The sequence below is a fragment of the Spongorhabdus nitratireducens genome, assembly GCA_947387575.1.
Taxonomy (GTDB): domain Bacteria; phylum Pseudomonadota; class Gammaproteobacteria; order Pseudomonadales; family Endozoicomonadaceae; genus CANDOC01.
The window spans coordinates 1-18121 of record CANDOC010000006.1 but is presented as its reverse complement, the minus strand read 5'-3'; the positions used below and the strand labels follow the sequence as shown (position 1 = coordinate 18121).

The 18121-nt window shown below is 42.5% G+C and carries 16 protein-coding genes; 9 read left to right on the top strand and 7 right to left on the bottom strand.

Annotated elements, in window-relative coordinates; all coding sequences use genetic code 11:
* Positions 1–36: 36 nt before the first annotated feature.
* The 7 genes from ACYZZ0_RS11975 to ACYZZ0_RS11945 form a co-directional block, all read right to left on the bottom strand.
* Positions 37–678: a transmembrane anchor protein gene (locus tag ACYZZ0_RS11975; RefSeq protein WP_461536864.1), complete on the bottom strand. Its 642-nt coding sequence runs from the start codon at positions 676–678 to the stop codon at positions 37–39.
* Positions 679–723: 45 nt separating this feature from the next.
* Positions 724–1392: a HupE/UreJ family protein gene (locus ACYZZ0_RS11970; protein WP_461537154.1), complete on the bottom strand. Its 669-nt coding sequence runs from the start codon at positions 1390–1392 to the stop codon at positions 724–726.
* A 129-nt stretch (positions 1393–1521) separates the two neighbouring features.
* Positions 1522–1917, bottom strand: coding sequence for a hypothetical protein (locus tag ACYZZ0_RS11965; RefSeq protein ID WP_461536863.1), 396 nt, complete (start codon positions 1915–1917; stop codon positions 1522–1524).
* 187 nt (positions 1918–2104) lie between these two features.
* On the bottom strand, positions 2105–2731 hold the full coding sequence (locus ACYZZ0_RS11960; RefSeq protein ID WP_461536862.1) for a hypothetical protein: 627 nt from the start codon (positions 2729–2731) through the stop codon (positions 2105–2107).
* Complete coding sequence (locus ACYZZ0_RS11955; protein ID WP_461536861.1) at positions 2728–3708, bottom strand: hypothetical protein; 981 nt, start codon at positions 3706–3708, stop codon at positions 2728–2730. The genes ACYZZ0_RS11960 and ACYZZ0_RS11955 overlap by 4 nt, the downstream gene beginning before the upstream one ends.
* Before the next feature lie 135 nt (positions 3709–3843).
* On the bottom strand, positions 3844–4599 hold the full coding sequence (gene hisA, locus ACYZZ0_RS11950) for a phosphoribosylformimino-5-aminoimidazole carboxamide ribotide isomerase (RefSeq protein ID WP_461536860.1): 756 nt from the start codon (positions 4597–4599) through the stop codon (positions 3844–3846).
* Between the two features lie 94 nt (positions 4600–4693).
* On the bottom strand, positions 4694–6868 hold the full coding sequence (locus ACYZZ0_RS11945; RefSeq protein ID WP_461536859.1) for a tRNA(Met) cytidine acetyltransferase TmcA: 2175 nt from the start codon (positions 6866–6868) through the stop codon (positions 4694–4696).
* Between the two features lie 502 nt (positions 6869–7370).
* Here ACYZZ0_RS11945 and ACYZZ0_RS11940 point away from each other — a divergent pair.
* From ACYZZ0_RS11940 to ACYZZ0_RS11900, 9 genes are all read left to right on the top strand, one after another.
* Positions 7371–8159 carry an ABC transporter permease gene (locus tag ACYZZ0_RS11940; RefSeq protein ID WP_461536858.1) on the top strand — a complete coding sequence of 263 codons (789 nt, stop codon included), beginning with the start codon at positions 7371–7373 and terminating at the stop codon, positions 8157–8159.
* On the top strand, positions 8156–9442 hold the full coding sequence (locus ACYZZ0_RS11935) for an ABC transporter ATP-binding protein (RefSeq protein ID WP_461536857.1): 1287 nt from the start codon (positions 8156–8158) through the stop codon (positions 9440–9442). Before ACYZZ0_RS11940 ends, ACYZZ0_RS11935 begins: the two co-directional genes overlap by 4 nt.
* Positions 9429–10334 (top strand): NAD-dependent epimerase/dehydratase family protein, encoded by a 906-nt coding sequence (locus tag ACYZZ0_RS11930; RefSeq protein WP_461536856.1) that lies wholly within the window; start codon positions 9429–9431, stop codon positions 10332–10334. The genes ACYZZ0_RS11935 and ACYZZ0_RS11930 overlap by 14 nt, the downstream gene beginning before the upstream one ends.
* Positions 10331–12499, top strand: a complete 2169-nt coding sequence (locus ACYZZ0_RS11925) for a class I SAM-dependent methyltransferase (protein ID WP_461536855.1) — start codon at positions 10331–10333, stop codon at positions 12497–12499. The genes ACYZZ0_RS11930 and ACYZZ0_RS11925 overlap by 4 nt, the downstream gene beginning before the upstream one ends.
* Entirely contained in the window at positions 12499–14019 is a 1521-nt protein-coding gene (locus ACYZZ0_RS11920) for a glycosyltransferase (RefSeq protein ID WP_461536854.1), read from the top strand. The genes ACYZZ0_RS11925 and ACYZZ0_RS11920 overlap by 1 nt, the downstream gene beginning before the upstream one ends.
* Positions 14006–15307, top strand: coding sequence for a hypothetical protein (locus ACYZZ0_RS11915; RefSeq protein WP_461536853.1), 1302 nt, complete (start codon positions 14006–14008; stop codon positions 15305–15307). The genes ACYZZ0_RS11920 and ACYZZ0_RS11915 overlap by 14 nt, the downstream gene beginning before the upstream one ends.
* A complete protein-coding gene (locus ACYZZ0_RS11910; RefSeq protein ID WP_461536852.1) occupies positions 15304–16305 on the top strand; it encodes an NAD-dependent epimerase/dehydratase family protein in 1002 nt (333 codons plus the stop codon). The genes ACYZZ0_RS11915 and ACYZZ0_RS11910 overlap by 4 nt, the downstream gene beginning before the upstream one ends.
* Before the next feature lie 123 nt (positions 16306–16428).
* Positions 16429–17580 carry a glycosyltransferase family 4 protein gene (locus ACYZZ0_RS11905; protein WP_461536851.1) on the top strand — a complete coding sequence of 384 codons (1152 nt, stop codon included), beginning with the start codon at positions 16429–16431 and terminating at the stop codon, positions 17578–17580.
* Between the two features lie 81 nt (positions 17581–17661).
* Positions 17662–17967, top strand: coding sequence for a DUF2505 domain-containing protein (locus tag ACYZZ0_RS11900; protein ID WP_461536850.1), 306 nt, complete (start codon positions 17662–17664; stop codon positions 17965–17967).
* Positions 17968–18121: the final 154 nt, after the last annotated feature.

The following is an 18121-nucleotide window of genomic DNA, read 5'->3' as shown; positions in this document are numbered from 1 at the left end:
AACGGGTACCCCACAAGGTACCCGCTTTTTTATGGTTTATTTGACTCGCTTGATATCCTTGTAATCCCCTTCAACATTCAGGGTCAGGGTTACACTGCCACCGGAACGGTTTCTCCAGAACCAGCCATGATAACCGGTGAAAGCAGCAACCAGCTCACCGTTGTCACCTGGTACATTTTTGCCCTTGTTATAACCAAAGTAGGACACGCCTTTTTTGTCACCATGAGTGTCAAAGTTGAGATTGCCCCCCTCGGTTGTCCACTGGTAAGCAACTTTTGCATCTTTATCCATTACCAGTTTCAGCTCTGCCGCCTGACCATTGGCCAGGGTAATACTCACCTGATCCTGCTTGCCCTTGATCACCGGCTCAGGTTGCTTTTCAGGCTTCGGCTCTGGCTTGATCTCAGGTTTGCTCGCAACAGGTGCTGGCTGCGCTGCAACTACCGATACAGCCTCAACCGGCTCCTGTGCAGCTTCCTGTTCCAGTGATACCTTGATTTCGCCCATTTCAGTCAAACCCAGCACTCGCCCGGCACCGGTCGGATCAATACCGTATTCAGCCGGCAGAATAGTGGTAACCAGAATAACTGCAGCCACACCAATGGCACCCAGGGTAGAAACGATCAGCTGACGGCTGGAAGGCAATTCTGCACGTGACGGTAAATCTGTATTAAACATAATGATCTCTCTGGAGTTGTTAAAATTTCAGGAAAATTCTGTGCATCAGGAAACGGCAAAGCCGACAAGCTGATAACCGGTCAACATAAAGCCGGCTGTCATCAAGGCGACGTTGGATAAATAAGCCTGACGAAAGAAAAACCTGTGCCTTCTCCAGTACCCCATCACAATAAGAATCATCCCCAGTGCCAGCATCTGACCAATTTCAACACCCACATTGAAAGAGATCAGGTTTGGCAGCAAACCATCCGCCGAGAGTTCAAACTCCTGAATCTTGACCGCAAGACCAAAGCCATGGAAAAAGCCGAAAATCAGGGTTGCCAGTTTGGTGTCGGGTTGAAAGCCAAACCAGCGCTGATAGGCACCAAGATTATCCAGCGCCTTGTACACCACAGAAAGGCCGATGATGGCATCGATAATGTAGGCATTGGCCTGAATATCCAGATAGACACCCAACAGCAGTGTCGTGGAATGACCAATGGCAAACAGACTGACATAGACGGCTATGTGCGACAGCCGGTAGAGGAAAAAAATAACCGCAAACAAAAACAACAGGTGATCGTAACCCGTCACCATATGCTTGGCTCCCAGGTAGATAAACGGCAGTACTTTGACTCCGCTTACCTCCTGAATATAACCCTGGTCACCCACGGCTACACCATGGGCAAAGCTCGAATCAGGAATCGAGAGTAATATGAGAGCACATGCAAGCAGCCACCAGAAGGCTGTTGTTCGGGCAGGGTTATCCCTTCCCGCAGAAATAAGGGAATACACGATATTAAGCTTCCACCAATGGATTCTTGAAAATTTAAAAAGTGTGCGGCCCGCTTTCGCGGCCGAATATCAAGAAACCGCGAATGGTTGCGGAGGGCGTTCGGGGGGTTCCTGCAGAATCTGCTGATAGAGGCTGAGGCAATAAGCCAGATACTGCCGGGAGGTGTTTCGGGACAGCTGATTCAGGTAGTCACTGATCGAGCGCTGCTGATACAGTTCACTGTGCCCGTGGGGAGTAGAGTGGGAGTGAGACAGATAAGTACTGTCTGTACTGCTGATCTCATGTACATGGATGATCTGCTGCGCAGCAGAAAGCTGTCCCCGGGTTTCGATCATAACGTGAGACTGCAAGCTATGAGTGGTGACTGCTGAAAACAACATCCCTACCAGCATCACCAGAAACAGAATGACAACAAGACCCTTGTGTCTTCTGGATGGAGCAAGCTGGTTAAAGGAAACACTCATATCGGGCATCACTAATACTGTGTCATCGGGTCAGGCAAAGTATTGCTGATCGACTCAAATACATAGACTCTATGGACATCATGAGGAAGTAGTCAGTCTAAATCGACGGCATTAAAAAATAAACTGCTAATAACTGATTTATTTCGAGGCGAGTGCCGGGGGAGGTGCCAGCCTGACAGCATTTCAATTACTGCTCTTGCTGTAAAATAACGGGCGCATCAGGACTGCAACCAAAGCGGTAATTCCAGATCACACTGTCACACCGGCTGCAGCTTTTTTGCTCTTCAACTTCAAAAACCAGCTTCACCCCTTCTTTTGACAATACAACCCAGGCAACCTTGCCAGATTCCCCTGAGTGTACAGACAGACGCTCAAACCGAAGCGGGTGCTCCTGATCCGGATGAGCATTGTCAGCATCTCGGGAAAGTATTTCTGCAGCCTGTTCAAAGGCACTGGCAACCGCATGGGCAACCGGTTCAATTTGATGGTCAATACCCGTTACAACAACCGTATTGTCTTCGCGTAATGGCAGAATAGCCTGTGCCTGAATCTGTTGCTTCTGCCACTCTTCAAGTTCGTTATCTGCTGAAACCAGTTCGGAAATAGTATTCAGCATACCCTGCCTCAAGGCTTCAGCTTCGCCCTGACAGGCCTCACAACCGGCAAGCTCCTGCTGAACAGGCTGTATAGGCTCCTGATGACGGGCACACCCGGTCATAAGAATGATGGATAGCAGACACAAACCAGCCACCCGGAACAACTGCTGCCCAGGCTTACAGTGATGACAAACTTGCAGAATCTTCCTTATATTCATACTGCGGGCCCCCTTCCACCCAGCTGAGGCACTGTAATGCCAGCCTGCTGCAGAAAGTGATCCAGTCTGCTCAAGTGACGGTTAATGCGTTCATGTCTTCGACCTCCGAACCAATACTGCCAGACCGCATTGCGTTCACTGTTCCATACCTGCTGACCATTAAGGGCAAAAACAATTTCCTCGCCTCCCTGCCCTGTCACAATACAGGTTGCGCCACTGAGCTCAGGAGGAATGCTGGCGGCCTCCAGGGGCATATTGATTAAGCCTGGCAGACTGTTGTCGGCAATGGCCTGTTCAAACATCTTCCGCTCAGTAGCAGCCAGCTGACCCGTTCCTCCCCGACTCCATGCAGTAATACAGCGAAATTCCGGTTGTGCCATAGAACACAGAGACCGCAAAGTTACAGTCCGGTTCAGAATTGTCATGAGTCTTCGAGTGTCATTACGAATGGCTTCTGGCAGTGCATCTGCAAAGACCTGTCCCTTGGGATGGCACAGGGGTGTTGCCGGTCGGTCAGTATGGATAATCAGCGTAACCGACTTTACAAGGCTGTGCTGCAGCCTGCGACTCAGAGCCAGTTCAAACATGGCCTGAAACTCGATAGCTACCGGGCGGGTATACTGATCCAAACCGGCAATCAGGATATGTTCATTGTCCCGTAACGGATTTATTGCCTGATCTTCTATCTGCTGGCGGGTACGGTCATCCATTTCCGGCCACTGGCGAGCGATATCATGAATCTCCCGCAGCAAAGACTGTCGCCATGCTTCTTCCGCCGTAGAAACCTCTCCCGAAGCCATACCACCGGGCTGTATCAGCGTGCCACACCCTGTCAGCAACGTACCCGCCATCACGACAGACAAGCCTGCAACAACATGTCGACGCGATACAACAGATGGAGCCGGTACTGTTTTCGTACCTTCTTCTGTGCCTTCGCTCGGCTCCTTCAGGATTTTATTATCCGGCTTTTGTTTCATCAGGCTCTTATTTCATCTGGCGCCGTGCAGACTGCAATAACCCAGCCGTACCAAGTGAGATAAGCGTATCAGAGATTTTCAGATTTGCAGGAAATCTGGTGCCTGGTAAAACAAAACCATCCAATTTGATCAGATTTAGTCAGAGCAACAACGTACAACCTCGTCATACGCTAGCTTGCCACCAAAAATATCCAGCGCACTGCCAATCGTAATATCAATCCGGTTCTGACCCGCTTCCCTGACCGCCTCGATATCGTCCAGTGAAGCGATACCGCCGGCGTAAGTTACAGGAATAGGAGAATGCTCAGCCAACAGTTTCACCAGTCGCAAGTCAGGCCCAGCCATCAGCCCTTCTACTGAAGCGGCATGAACCAGAAATTCGTCGCAGTATGCTGCCAGCTCCTGCAATGTTTCTGCAGTGATTTGAGTATCGGTAAACTTTTGCCAGCGGTCAGTCACAATAAAATACTTGCCGTCTTTTTCCTTGCAGGAAAGATCCAGTACCAGTCTGTCCTTTCCTACCGCAGCAAAAAGTCGCTCCAGATTCTCTCGATGGACTTTACCGTCCCTGAAGACATAAGAAGTAACAATCACATGGGAAGCCCCAAGAGCAAGATACTCCGCTGAATTATCAGCGGTTATTCCGCCGCCGATCTGTAACCCTTTTGGCCATGCAGCCAGTGCTTCCGCAGCAGCCTGCTCATTACCCGGTCCCAGCTTGATAACATGGCCTCCCCGTAGATTATCCCGACAATACAATTCGGTAAAATCTGCAGCAGAGCGGTCACTTTCAAAATTCACCTTGGCAGAATTATCTTCATCGGACAGAGAACTGCCGACAATCTGCTTTACCTTACCGTTATGGAGGTCAATACAGGGACGGAATTTCACGGGTCATTACCCCAGTGTTATTTTTAGGCGGGGAAAATGTAGCATGACTCAAGGTAGAAAAGGAGCCTGAAGCGGCTCCTTTGAGAGAGGAATATTATGCAGGCGGATATTGCTCCAGCCAGACTTTCATCGCTTCCCGCAGCGCTTGTTCAACCTGTCGGCGCCCGGTCAGTTCAAGAAAACGCGCCAGTTCATCCCAGCGGGCATGCTGGAAAACTTTCATAATCAGCGCCTGCTGCGCTGCAGATAACCCGGAGAATGTCATTTCAGGTTGCTTATCTGCGGCCAGAAATGCGGTCAGAATTCGCCGAATACCCAGCCGGCACAAATCCAGTCCCCTTCGGCTTTCGGCAAATGAGCGGGCATCACGCCAGTCAACATCAGAAGGTTGGCTAATCAAAGATGACAAACCTCGGAACAGTTGCCAGACAACTTCAATCTCAACTTTATCCAGCGGCCCACCCAGGTCATCAAGCAAAATTTCACTGAAGCGGCGTCTCATCGCCTCAAAAACCTGCCGTGATCCCGGCGTCAGTGCCCGTATCATCACCACAGAGTGGCTGCCGCTGGATGCTTCACGAGTAATTCCAACCCTGACCGGTTGCAGATTGCAGGACTGCCAGAACCCTACAACTTCCGGGGAAGCTCCAAAACTGGTACCAAACCAATCCAGTCCGCTGCTGGCAGCACGGGTAGCAAGATACTTAACCAGCCGGCTACCGAAACCTTTTCCCTGCAACTCAGGATGAACCGCGATTCGAACAACCCTTTCACCTTTAAGGCTCGCAGCATCGGGGAACCCGGCATGATGGGCCAGTGTTTGTGGTAGCAAATGGCCTCTGACCCGGCGATCTCCACGCCAGATTGCTTCGGCCAACTCTGAATCGATACCACCCTCTGCTGCAATCAGGGCTGTCGCAACAACCTGCCCCTGATAGCGCATCACAATCACACTGATATTGGGGCCATCCAACAGAATCCGTAAATCCTGAGGGCTTGTTCGATAATGTGCCAGCACCAGCAACCCAAAGATCTGTCGTAACAGTGGCTCATCTTTGGCCAGCTGTTTACGATTCAGCCTCTGAATTTCACAATCTCCAGCAACCAGTGAGTCAAAACCAGAAATATCAGCCGGTGCAGCATCCAACAGCAACATTCGGAATGTCATCTGTTCCAGCGGGTCACCCAGTGCCCAGCGGACAGGATGTTCCATCTTCATTGCTCGCCATTGGGGAGTAATATCATCCAGTATTTTCTGGAATCGAACCGCAAAGCCCCGGCCTGCGCCCTCATAACCATGAACCGTTGAGGCAAAGGCAATCCGGGCATACCGTTTGAGCAGTTTGGTCAGAACAGGGACCGGAATAGCAGCGGCTTCATCAACCAGCACCAGATCAGCATCCGGCTGCTCCAGCATCAGCTCATCCGGCGCCATAAACCGGAGACGACTATCCAGCTTTTTACAATTGGCCTCAGCCTGAGTGAAGATAACATTGGCAGCATCTTTACTGGGGGCTGTCACAATGATGGTTCCGCAGCCATCGTCCAGCAACCGGCCTGAAGCGATACCCAATGCCGCAGACTTGCCCCTGCCCCTATCAGCAGTCAACACCAGAGGCCGGCGACGATGCCCACGGGCTACTTTAATGATGGCTTGAACAGCTTGCTGTTGATCACAGGTCAGACAGGCAGGGTCTTCACTTTCTATACTCCCACCGGTTTCCAATTGGCCTGCAGCTGGAGCAGGCAATGACTCTGGCGTTTCCAGTATCTGTTCAGATTGTTTGAATACAACAGCTGAAGGTTCTTCAGAAAGGATATCTAACAGCCGTTGGATATAATTGTTATCTGCACGGTTTTTGGCTTCGGGATAAACAGCAAGTCGTTTAGCCTGAGGATCTTCAGCTTGAGTCCAGGCATCAAATGCCGGCGTCAATAAAATCAGCAAGCCGCCTTTCTTGATCAGCCCCGCGGCAATACCAAAAGCGTCAGCATCAAAACCGCTGTGTGCATCAAAAAATAACGCATCACACTCCTGTCCCAGCAGAGAACGACTTTTTTTCATTGGCACGACAAAAATGTCTGCCGTGCCAGCTTCCTCTTGATCAGATAGCCTGAGGCAATCGGTCCAGCCAAAATGAGCTAAAACGGTTTCGGCCGTCTCTCGACACCAAGCCACTTCTCCTGAAATTATCAAGGTAGACCGGAAGTCCAAACTGCCTACTAAGGCTAAATGATCTTGTAATAAAGTCAGATTATCTGGGGTCATATAAGTTCTAAGAATATAAAAGCACAATAAGTATTACTTAATTATTTACTTGAACGATGAGATTAGCCAGAAGCATACATAATGAAGGTTACAAAGTGACCAGTGAGAGACACACGAACTGGCTGCAAACTCAGCCGCAATATCATATAAATATAATTGTTAAGTTATGCCATATGGCTGGAGAAGAAAGGATATTTCATTGTCTAATCCCATATAAAGGGGGAAGACGAACACAATACTATAGAAGATATAAAGTTTGAGGCCTGACACCAAAATCTTGACAAAATAATAATTTCGACTAGCAAACTCAACCAATACTATTGACCACAGATCAAACAACTGATCAGATGTAGTAATCATTGATTTTTAACGTTAATAAATACTGAAGCTAGGCTTTCAACCTTAAATAAATCTCGATATATGAAATATTTAAGGAATGAAAGTCACTCAGGAGAACAAAAAGGCATACGAATCAGCTTCCAGGTCAATTACAGGATCAGCAATGTTAACTATCAAGTTTGTCAGAGATTATGGCGAGCTAGTATATGAGCTTTCCAAACGAGAAGTATCGGATAGGTATGCAGGACAAACACTTGGAAGTGTATGGGCTTTATTACATCCAGCATTCTTAATGTGTGTATACATTGTCGTTTTTGGGCTTGTTTTCGGGCTTCGCTTCGACAAAGCGATGCCTCTGGATTATAGCGCTTACCTACTTGCAGGACTCATTCCCTGGCTAGGAGCTATAGATGTTTTGAGCAAAAGCTGCGTCGTCATCAGCAGTAATACAGCTCTTGTGAAGCAAGTTGTCTTTCCAGTAGAAGTTTTACCAATTAAAAATGTCATATCCACCATGTTTAGCCAGCTAATTTTCTGGGTGCTATATATGGTATATGTCTTTATAGATACAGGAAATGCAACACTGAACTGGATAATGCTTCTACCACTATTGGTATTACAACTTTTTTTCCTGATAGGAATAGCGTTTATATTTTCCATACTCGGAGCAATTATCAGGGATATAAAAGACATAGTACAGTTACTTTCAACCATTGGTCTTTACTTATTGCCCATTATATATCTTCCTGAAATGGTTCCTGACTGGATGCGAACAGCCCTCGATGTCAATCCTCTCAGCCATATGATATGGGTATATCAAGATGTTTTCTTTTATGGTGAGTTACAACATCCAACGTCATGGTTTGCATGGCCACTCCTTTGCTTAGCAACATACGGGGTTGGTGCCTTATTATTTAGTAAAATCAAACATATGCTGGCCAACTTCGTATGAAAGAAGATAATAATATCGCTATAAGCATCAACTCAGTTTCAAAATGCTACAAGTACTACAAAGCACCAGTTGATATGTTTGCGGAGGCAATAACAAGAAAAAAAAAGCATGAAAAAAAATGGGCTTTAAGCAAAATATCCCTTGATATCCCAAGAGGAGAAGTTGTTGGTATTTTAGGCAGAAATGGTGCAGGAAAAAGCACGCTGCTCAAGATATTAGCTGGCACACTTGATGCCACCGAGGGAAGCACTACGATAAATGGCAAGCTTTCTGCAGTATTGGAATTAGGTACAGGATTCCATCCAGAGTATACAGGTCGGGAAAACATCATAATGGGTGGCATGTGCCTCGGCATGAGCAAATCAGAAATCAGTGAAAAAATGGAGGAGATTATCGCTTTTTCCGAGCTTGAAGCTGTAATCGATCATCCATTCAAGACATATTCCAGCGGCATGCAAGGCCGACTAACCTTTAGCACTGCTATGTGCATTCGCCCTGATATTTTTATCGTAGACGAAGCATTAGCTACTGGTGATGCTCTTTTTCAAGAGAAATGCATGACCCGGCTAAAAGAGATTTGCCAGAGCGGCTCAACAGTCCTGCTTGTCACTCACTCTCTATCACATATATACGAAGTATGTACAAGTGCTTTATTGTTGCACGAAGGACGCTTACTTCAGCAAGGAAGCGTTAAAGAAGTTGGCATGCTATACGAGAAACTCTTAAGTAATGAAAGAGGTTCTCGTATTGAGGTCACCAGTAACAAGCAAGAGTCAAAACAAACTGATTCTTCCACAACCTCGCATCGCGACTACAGCCAGTTTCAGAATACCTGCCTAGAGTCAGGAGATGGAATAGACCTTCAAGATCTATCTTTTCTGGATATGCAAGGCCAACCAGTGAAAGAGCTATGCCAGAATTTGCACTACACCTGCCGTATTCAATATCTTTTCAGGCAAGACATTGATAACTTAAACTTAGGGTTCAGGGCTCAAAGAGATACGGGTATTGTGCTATTTGGTGATACCACGTATGAAAAAGGAGTCAAGATTTCATCTAAAAAAGGTGAAATCAAAGTTGTTAATTTCAAGTTTAAATGCCGTTACGCCCCAGGTTCCTATCTAATTCGAGCCGGAGCAACTGAAGTAAGACAAAATCAGAAAATTATAACCAGATTATTTTCTGACACACCGATCCTCATAAGTATCAAGAATCATACTCCAATAAATGGCTTGGTAGACATGGAGTCCTTAATAGAAGTAGAGAGCTATGAGCAAAACTAACAAAAAACCAGTCATACTTACTGGACAAACAGGCATGATCGGTGGCGAAATTGCCAAGTCTCTTCATGATACATATAAAGTAATTGCTATCAATAGAAGGAAATCAAAAGGTGCGCCTGAAATAGAGCAAAGGATTGTCCCTGAATTACACGACGAATCAATATTAGATTGCAAGTTTCCTGATTCACCTACATTTATTCACGCCGCTGCCGCAATCAACGAGCATGACCTGGATAAATACTGGACGGCTAATGTAGAGGTTACAAGAAAGCTTCTTGAACTCGCACGAATTTCAAAAGCAAAGCATTTTATTTTCATATCAACGGGCGGTGTTTATGGGTATAGAAAAAAACATTTCTTTTCCGAAGACTCCAGACTAACCCCCTTTGGTGTGTACGGCCACACAAAGCGGATAGGTGAAGACCTTGTAAAAATGTATTGTGACCAATATGCAATCCCCTGTACAATTTTACGCTTATACTTTCCATTTTCGCTTTTTCAAAAGAAAGGACTCTTTACCTTCATAAAAAACAGCATTATGGAGGAAAAAGAAATGATCCTGAATATTGATGGAGCTCCAAAAATTCAACCTTTGCACTGCAACGATATAATATCAGCCTTACATAAACTGCTGGCAAAGGAGCCTTCAGGGCTAAAAGTTTATAACTTATGTGGTGATGAGATATTATCATTTCAAGAAATCGTTGACATATACTCCCAAGCACTCAACAAAAATGCGAAGTGCATTCAGGGAGATAATGATATTGGTGATATGCTCTCTGACAACAGCTTAATAAAGAAAGACCTAGACTGGTCGCCTTGTCATAAGGTCAAAGATTTTATCTATGAACATGCTCTTAACACAAACCAAAACAAATCTATAAATGTATGAAATCACTAATACTAAAGGATATTAGCACTATATCTAATGCCTCAGAATCTTATATAGATGATAACGTGGCATCAAGCACTACTATTATCCTGGACTCAAAAATATTTCAAGAATCAGACACAGAGAGTATGAACACTCTTCGAGAAAGCTCTGATATTGAAACTGTTAATCCTGAAGAAATATTAGACATATCTAACACAAAAATATCTGATGAATGGATTAATTTACTGATAAACGACTCTAAAAGAGACGGTAAAGAATACGTACTTGATAAAAAATGCATTTATCGGCATAAATTTATAGCAGAACAGATTGCACAGAAGAATACTTTAGATATCGACTGCATCTTTGCATTCGATCAGCTATCAGCAATACCTATGCTTCACGCACAGGTCAGATATATAGCTTGCTGCACCAAGCAGACAATAAAAATATTAAACAGTAAAGAAAATCAAAGTTTCCGGATTTTACATTATGCATTAAAAAAGGCTTCTTACATTATTGCTGATTCTGAAGAAATTAAGAAAGAACTGCTGTCTTTAGATTTCAACTCAAAAACAATTGATGAAATCAGCTGGGATGAACTAGAGCAAAAAATACTCGGGTTTGAGCGAAGTAATATAACTGAATTTGACTCTTTAAAACAGAAACGCTGCGAGATCATCTATGAAGCACAATATGGCAACATCTATGATGCCAAGTATCATGATGCAGTCTGCTATCAAATAATGGACGAATATCTTACAGATATCGTTATAGATAGCATTAGCAGCTTAAACAATAAAGAAAAAAAAATAAGAATACTTGATTTAGGTTGTGGACCAGGATCAATGGTTCGACACTTGAAAATAATAGAAGAAATTGAATATTACGGGATTGATATTTCAGAAAGCATGGTGCGAGAAGCAATTAGACGATATCCTGAAATGTCATTCCAGGTTGGCGATGCTGAAAACATTGATTTTCCAGAAGGTTACTTTGATATAGTATTATGCAGTGGTATGCTGCACCACTTCCCAAATGTAGATAATGTTTTAGTTGAAATACATCGTGTACTAAAAGATCAAGGAAAGGTTATTTGCCGAGAACCTAACGAAAGAAACTTTTCATATAAAAATCCACTTTTAGGCTTTCTTCACCTCTGCCTGAAAAATATTATACATATTGCAAACAATACTTCAGCCATAATTGAACCTGAAGAGCATGACTATCATACCGATTTTGATTATGCCACAATGCCTGAAATATTCGGAAAGCATTTCCGAATAGAGCATTTATTTACAAACCAGAAGATATCATATTTTTATGATATGTTGCTCGATGAAAATTACAGAGTACCTCTACAGGATTTGGAAAAATCTCTTGATGGACAACCTGGATTAAACATTGTCACTATTGGTAAAAAAAATGATAACACTGGTGTATCACTTTCAGTAACAGAAAAGAAATCTCTTTTAGACAATACAATTAATGATATTGAGTCTCATCTATTAAGCGTCGCATCATTCTATGACAGTGTAGTGTCAAACAGAAGTATTGACATACTGAAAAGATCGGCTCTGAGCATTAAATCTCTTCCTTCAAGTTTTTCACTTAATAAGGGTGCGATAATAAGCTCTAAAAACCATAAAAATGGGACAGACTCTTACCCCCCATTAATTAAAGATATATCTGAATTATTCAATATTACTGAAAGGCCTAGTTTCGAACAGAAAGGCCAATACGACTACGTACAAATAGTTTGCGAATCAGTCACAGACATCTGGAATGTTATATATAACAGTGAACGATGTCGCGACTATGGTGTTATCGATCTGATCTTTATAGATAATGTAACTTTTGAGGGAGTTAATAAGTCAGCAACAGAATACCTTAATGGTATCAGTCCGCTCGAAGTCTATATAGACAGACCAGATATGCCAGAACAAATAGTTAGCAAAGAAGAGGGGTTCAGACGCTTCTTTTTAAGTAGGAATTTATTTAGTCGGAGTAATTTTTTAGCCGTTTTTAGAAACTTAATAAATAGTATAAACAAGCCAAAAGATAAATCTTTATATAACTGGTTAACAACGAAAGAAGCTGAGGCATCAGAAGAGTATTCTATAAAACTGAAATCTGGACAGTTTTATGACTATATTCAGAGGATATCTGAGGTACAGCAATAATGTCTAAGAACAGCGAATACCTCAGAAAGATAACTACAGCTCATACATGCAACATTGCTAATGTAGCTTATGAAAACTGTAAAATCCTCAACCAGTTTGGATGCCAGATAGAGCTATACTGCCACGATATTACACATATCATGAGCCAGCCAGAGTGGGATGATTTGGATTTGAATTCTGAAGATTTTCCAGATGAAAACAATTTCTACTCAAATAGTGCAAACCTAAAAGACTATAAACGCCCAAAATGGTACCATTCTGGATCATTATTTAATCTCTTGCTCAATAAAGAAAATGAAATAGAGCAGAAACTAGTCAACTCAAAAAAAGAAGTAACTCATAAAGACTCTATAAAAAAGTCTTTTTTTCACCATATCGCAGAAAAATTCATATTCAAAGCAATACCATATAGCAGGAAGCTTCCTACTTTTATGGTTCGGTTTTTAAAACACTTTTACTTCAATGGCTTCATCTTTTTTAGTAGACAAAAAATAAAGACCAACACAGGTTTTGATTATGCAATAGAAGTTTCAAAACTATATGGCAAAAAATGGGAGATTGAGAAAGAAGACTGCAAAACATATGAATTTCACGTACGATGGATGAAAATTGCCACCGCTAACGCAGATATTGTTTTTGCCTATGTCTTATCTCCTATATATATGCTGCTAAATCATAATAAGCCATACGTGGCCATTGAAATAGGAACAATGAGAGATATTCCTTTTGAAGGATCCTCAAGAGGAAAGTTATTAGCCCAATCATATCGGGAAGCAGACTTTGTACTTATTACAAATCCTGATGTTCGCTCAAAAGCTCTCGAGTTAGGGCTAAAAAGATATGATTTTTGCCCTCATCCTATTGATGAAGACCGTTACAAACCTCTGACTGGACAAGCAAGAGATCTTGCTCGCGAAAAGCTTTTCGAGGTTTCAGGCAATACTCTCGTTTTATTTGCTCCAGCTCGACAAAATTGGGCCGTTAAGGGTAATGATAAGTATTTTAGAGCCATACAAAAGTGTAAAAATAATGGTATGGATGTAAAACTTGTTATTCCTGGCTGGGGTCAGGAAGTGAAAGAAAGTAAGTCATATTGTAAAAAATTGGGAATTGAAGATGTTGTAAAATGGATAAAACCTGTCTCAGAAGGCGGTCTTATCAAATACTTTAGCTCTACGGACATTGTTCTTGATCAGTACGAATTAGGTGTATTCGGTTTAATCACCCCAAAAGCTCTTTCATGCGGCGCCGTTGTAGTTACATCCTACGACAAAAGCGTAAATTCCTGGTGCTTTAAAGATCACCCCCCCATTCTCGCAGCATCTGAAGATAACGATATTTTTGAACATATATCTTCACTATATTATGACCGACAGCAATTGCGTGAACTATCCAGACTATCTCGAGAATGGGTAAAAAAAGAGCATTCCAAAGAGAGAGTAAAAAACACCATGGCCAGGGCAGCCAAACAGGCTGAGAAAAATTTCAAGAAGAGACGGATCCTTTATGAAACACCCTAGATTGCTGATAGGACTGTCTGAAGTTGCCGGTCACTATAAAGGCCTGAAATTGGGTTTTCAGAGGCTTGGCTTAAAATGTACTTTTATAAACTTAAGTGAGCACTCTTTCGGTTTCGACTTGGATGATCAGATATGGCCAATCAGACAAGTACAAAAAACTGATACTAAAAGGCGCAAGGCGAAGAACCCAGTATCCAAGATCCTATTTTCTGTTCTGCAGTTTTTTTTGCAATCTATACTTTTTTTTAGATTACTACCTCATCATGATATTTACATATATTGTGCCAACCGCAGTTTTATGGCTTTTCTTGATCTGCCTATATTAAAGCTGTTCGGGAAGAAAATTATTTATCAGATGCATGGATGTGATTCAAGAGCACCCTACCTTGATGGCGCATACAATAAAGGCAAGCTACTACCTCTAAAGTCCTTATATAAAGCCACATACATAAAGAAAAAGGTAATGCGTATAACAGAGAGGTATGCAGACATCGTCGTCAACATTCCTCCGCAAGCCCAACTGTGTGAAAAAAGATATATTAATTGGTTAAATATTGGATTATGCTGTTATCCATATAACTACCCAATTGTTAATGATAAAACTGATAATAAAAAAAATTATATACGAGTATTGCATTGTCCCAGCAGGCCTGAGGCAAAAGGCACGCCTATTATTCGAAAGTCTGTAGAAAAACTTATAAAAAAAGGACTAAAGATTGATTATATCGAACTTTCAGGTGTTCCCAACATCAAAGTTATCGAAGAAATTTCCAGAGCAGATTTGATCGTTGATCAAGTCTATGCAGACTATGCAATGCCGGGATTGGCTACAGAAGCAGCTTGGCTATCAAAACCGGTTCTTGTATGCGGATATGCCAGCACAGAGTGGAAAAAGTGGATGAATCCTGTCGAGCTCCCTCCGACATACTATTGTCATCCTGATGAGCTTGATACTGCACTTTTTCAACTGGTTACGAACAAAGATCTACGATCCCAAGTAGCTCGAGAAATGCATGAGTTTGTATCTAAATACTGGAAACCAGAACAAATTGCAAAAAACTATCTACGGGCTTTGTTTACCCCCCCTGATAACTGGTGGTTGTCTCCCGGAGAGGCTACCTATCTTCATGGATGCTGCATTTCAGAAAGCAACCTGCGCCAGGGGTTAAGTGACTATATCTCAAAGTACGGAGCAAAAGGTTTGCAACTAGCTGATAAGCAAGGTTTTTCTGACCGCATACGTAACTTTGCCAAAACTAAACCCAATCACAATAAGGTGGCGAGATGATCGAAGGTAAAAAAATATTTATTACGGGCGGTGCCGGTTTTATTGGATCAACCTTAGCCGGAAAACTATTGGATAAAAATAAAGTCACGATATATGACAACTTTTCCCGTGACACAATATCTACAACGACCTATGCAGATCACCCGAACCTTAGTAAGGTCAAAGGCGACATATTAGATCAGGACGCTATTACAAAAGCAGCAAAAGATTCGCATATTTTTGTTCATGCTGCAGCTATAGCGGGAATTGATAATACAGTAAAAAATCCTGTAAAAACCATGCGAATTAATATGCTCGGTACAGCTTATGCTCTAGAGGCTGCTCGCCAAACCGGGTGTATTGAACGCTTTCTTGAGTTTTCAACTTCCGAAGTGTTCGGCTCCCGCGCTTTTAAGGCTGAAGAGATAGATCAAACAGTCACAGGAGCTGTAGGAGAAGCTCGATGGTCCTATGCTGTGAGTAAACTTGCAGGAGAGCACTTGACCCACGCATATCATCGCGAACATGCTTTGCCGACAGTCACAGTCAGGCCATTTAACATATATGGTCCCGGACAAATGGGAGAGGGTGCGATTTCGATTATGATTCGAAAAGCCCTCATGAATGAAGATATTTATATTTTTGGTGATGGTAGCCAGATAAGGGCATGGTGTTACGTTGATGATATGGTCGATGCGATCATGAAAGGGCTTGAGCATCCAGCAGCTGTAGGTGAATCCTTCAATGTTGGAAATGCACGTGCGGTAACAACCATCTTTGGCTTAGCAGAAACTATCTGTCGTGTACTGGGGTCTAAATCAAAAATTATTTTCCGCGATGCCCTGTCTGCTGATATAGAACTTCGAATACCAAGCACCCATAAAGCAACTGACTTAATCGGATTTACTGCAAAAGTGGATCTTGAGGAGGGTCTTACTAAAACAGCAGAATGGATAAAACATAACATGGACAAAATGCCAGAAATGCCAAGCATTTTTCAGAAAAATAGTGGCTCATAGTTACCATATAGATGAATGATAAGGACCTGACATTATTTGTTTGGCTCTTATCATTCGTCGAACATAAGTGATAAACTGCTAGTTAAATACAAGTAATAATTTCTATAAAACGAATAAATCAGCATGAGCCATGCAAAAAAATTGTTACTGGTAATTAATGTAGATACTTACTTTCTGCTTCACTGGACCGCCAGAGCTTCTTTTGCTATTCAAAATGGGATAGAAGTACATCTTGCAACATCTATCACTGACAAAAGCAATATTGAAAAAATAAAGTCTTTTGGTGTAATACTTCATCCATTTCCTCTTGTCAGACGAAGCATCAACCCTTTTTCTGAATTAAAAAGCGTTAATTCCATTTTCAGAATAATGTCAACCATCAAACCTGATATTATTCATACAGTAACTATAAAACCCAATATTTATGCCGGCTTAATAGCTAAAGTGTATTCGCTACCCAAAATAGCCACCTTTCCTGGGTTAGGCTTTATTTTTATATCAAATAACAAAAAATCTAAGATTTTAAAAAAAATAATATTGATACTTATAAAATTGATTTATAAAGACAATAAAAGCAAATTACTTTTTGAAAATTCGGATGACGCATTTTTTATAAAAAAACATACCAGCTTAAGTAATCAATCAATAGTCATTACAGCAGGAGCTGGTATTGACCCTAATATTTTTAAGCCCTTAGCTAATCAAAAACCAGCCATTCCAACAATCCTTTTCGCATCAAGAATTTACGAAAACAAGGGAATTACCGTATTAATAAGCGCCGTAGAAAAAGCAAGAAAAAAAGGCTTAAGAATCAAGCTGTTAGTTGCTGGAGCCATTGATAACGATATAGCCTCTGGTAACCTTTCTGAAGATCAGTTAAAGAAATGGCAAAACGAAGGAAAAATAGAATGGCTGGGTAACGTAAAAAACATGCCCACACTAATGGCTTCAGCGACTTTAATATGTCAACCGAGCCTGACACGAGAAGGTTTACCAAGAACCATACTTGAAGCAATGGCCTGTGAAAAACCAGTAATTACGACTAATGTTCCTGGGTGTAAAGAGGCAGTAATAGATGGAAAAACAGGACTCACTGTTAATCCGAACTCTATACCCGAACTGGAAGAAGCAATAACTTACTTATTAAATAATCCTGAAACAATGAAAGAGATGGGTATCGAGGGTAGACGTCTAATTCTATCAAAGTATTCTAACGATAGAGTTTTGAATCAAACCTTAGAAGCATATAAATCTTTGCTTCAGGTTACAGCGTAAATTATATCTATAAAATTGATATCGTAAATCAATAGAAGTCCAAATCCGAATGTGGTAATACCACCAAGATCGATTTGCTGCGTGAAGCACCAGCCAGCGACGCTATTCAAGCTGCTGGGTGAGTGGAACAAGGTACGTCAGCGGGAAACCTGGACTCAGGAATCAGACGGTAGCCGTTTGTGTAAACTGCAGGTTGAACTGGATGGCGTACCGGTAAAGATCAAGGGTGAAATGCGACTCTGCCCCACTGAAGAAGGTTGTGTAAATAAGGTTCGCATTGAAGCCAGCTCAATCATTCCGATTATTGGCAAGGCTGTAACCGGCTTTGTCAGTGATGAAATAACCAAACAGATGGAAGAAGAGTACGCGTATATTAAAAGTGCGTAATGTTTGACCGGCAGCTTATCTGCCGGTTTTTATTTTTAACTATTTTTCTTCAGCAATGAAAAAAGCCCGATAGCGCTAGCTATCGGGCTTTTTAATTAAGAGCCTGACGGTGACCTACTCTCACATGGGGAGACCCCACACTACCATCGGCGAG

What these genes read in the sequence shown, in the direction of transcription:
- ACYZZ0_RS11920 (WP_461536854.1), top strand. Translation starts at nt 12,499, where the DNA reads ATGTCTAAGAACAGCGAATACCTCAGAAAGATAACTACAGCTCATACA.
- ACYZZ0_RS11975 (WP_461536864.1), bottom strand. Translation starts at nt 678, where the DNA reads ATGTTTAATACAGATTTACCGTCACGTGCAGAATTGCCTTCCAGCCGT.
- ACYZZ0_RS11910 (WP_461536852.1), top strand. Translation starts at nt 15,304, where the DNA reads ATGATCGAAGGTAAAAAAATATTTATTACGGGCGGTGCCGGTTTTATT.
- ACYZZ0_RS11960 (WP_461536862.1), bottom strand. Translation starts at nt 2,731, where the DNA reads ATGAATATAAGGAAGATTCTGCAAGTTTGTCATCACTGTAAGCCTGGG.
- ACYZZ0_RS11935 (WP_461536857.1), top strand. Translation starts at nt 8,156, where the DNA reads ATGAAAGAAGATAATAATATCGCTATAAGCATCAACTCAGTTTCAAAA.
- ACYZZ0_RS11915 (WP_461536853.1), top strand. Translation starts at nt 14,006, where the DNA reads ATGAAACACCCTAGATTGCTGATAGGACTGTCTGAAGTTGCCGGTCAC.
- ACYZZ0_RS11940 (WP_461536858.1), top strand. Translation starts at nt 7,371, where the DNA reads ATGTTAACTATCAAGTTTGTCAGAGATTATGGCGAGCTAGTATATGAG.
- ACYZZ0_RS11945 (WP_461536859.1), bottom strand. Translation starts at nt 6,868, where the DNA reads ATGACCCCAGATAATCTGACTTTATTACAAGATCATTTAGCCTTAGTA.
- ACYZZ0_RS11965 (WP_461536863.1), bottom strand. Translation starts at nt 1,917, where the DNA reads ATGAGTGTTTCCTTTAACCAGCTTGCTCCATCCAGAAGACACAAGGGT.
- ACYZZ0_RS11905 (WP_461536851.1), top strand. Translation starts at nt 16,429, where the DNA reads ATGAGCCATGCAAAAAAATTGTTACTGGTAATTAATGTAGATACTTAC.
- ACYZZ0_RS11930 (WP_461536856.1), top strand. Translation starts at nt 9,429, where the DNA reads ATGAGCAAAACTAACAAAAAACCAGTCATACTTACTGGACAAACAGGC.
- ACYZZ0_RS11925 (WP_461536855.1), top strand. Translation starts at nt 10,331, where the DNA reads ATGAAATCACTAATACTAAAGGATATTAGCACTATATCTAATGCCTCA.
- ACYZZ0_RS11955 (WP_461536861.1), bottom strand. Translation starts at nt 3,708, where the DNA reads ATGAAACAAAAGCCGGATAATAAAATCCTGAAGGAGCCGAGCGAAGGC.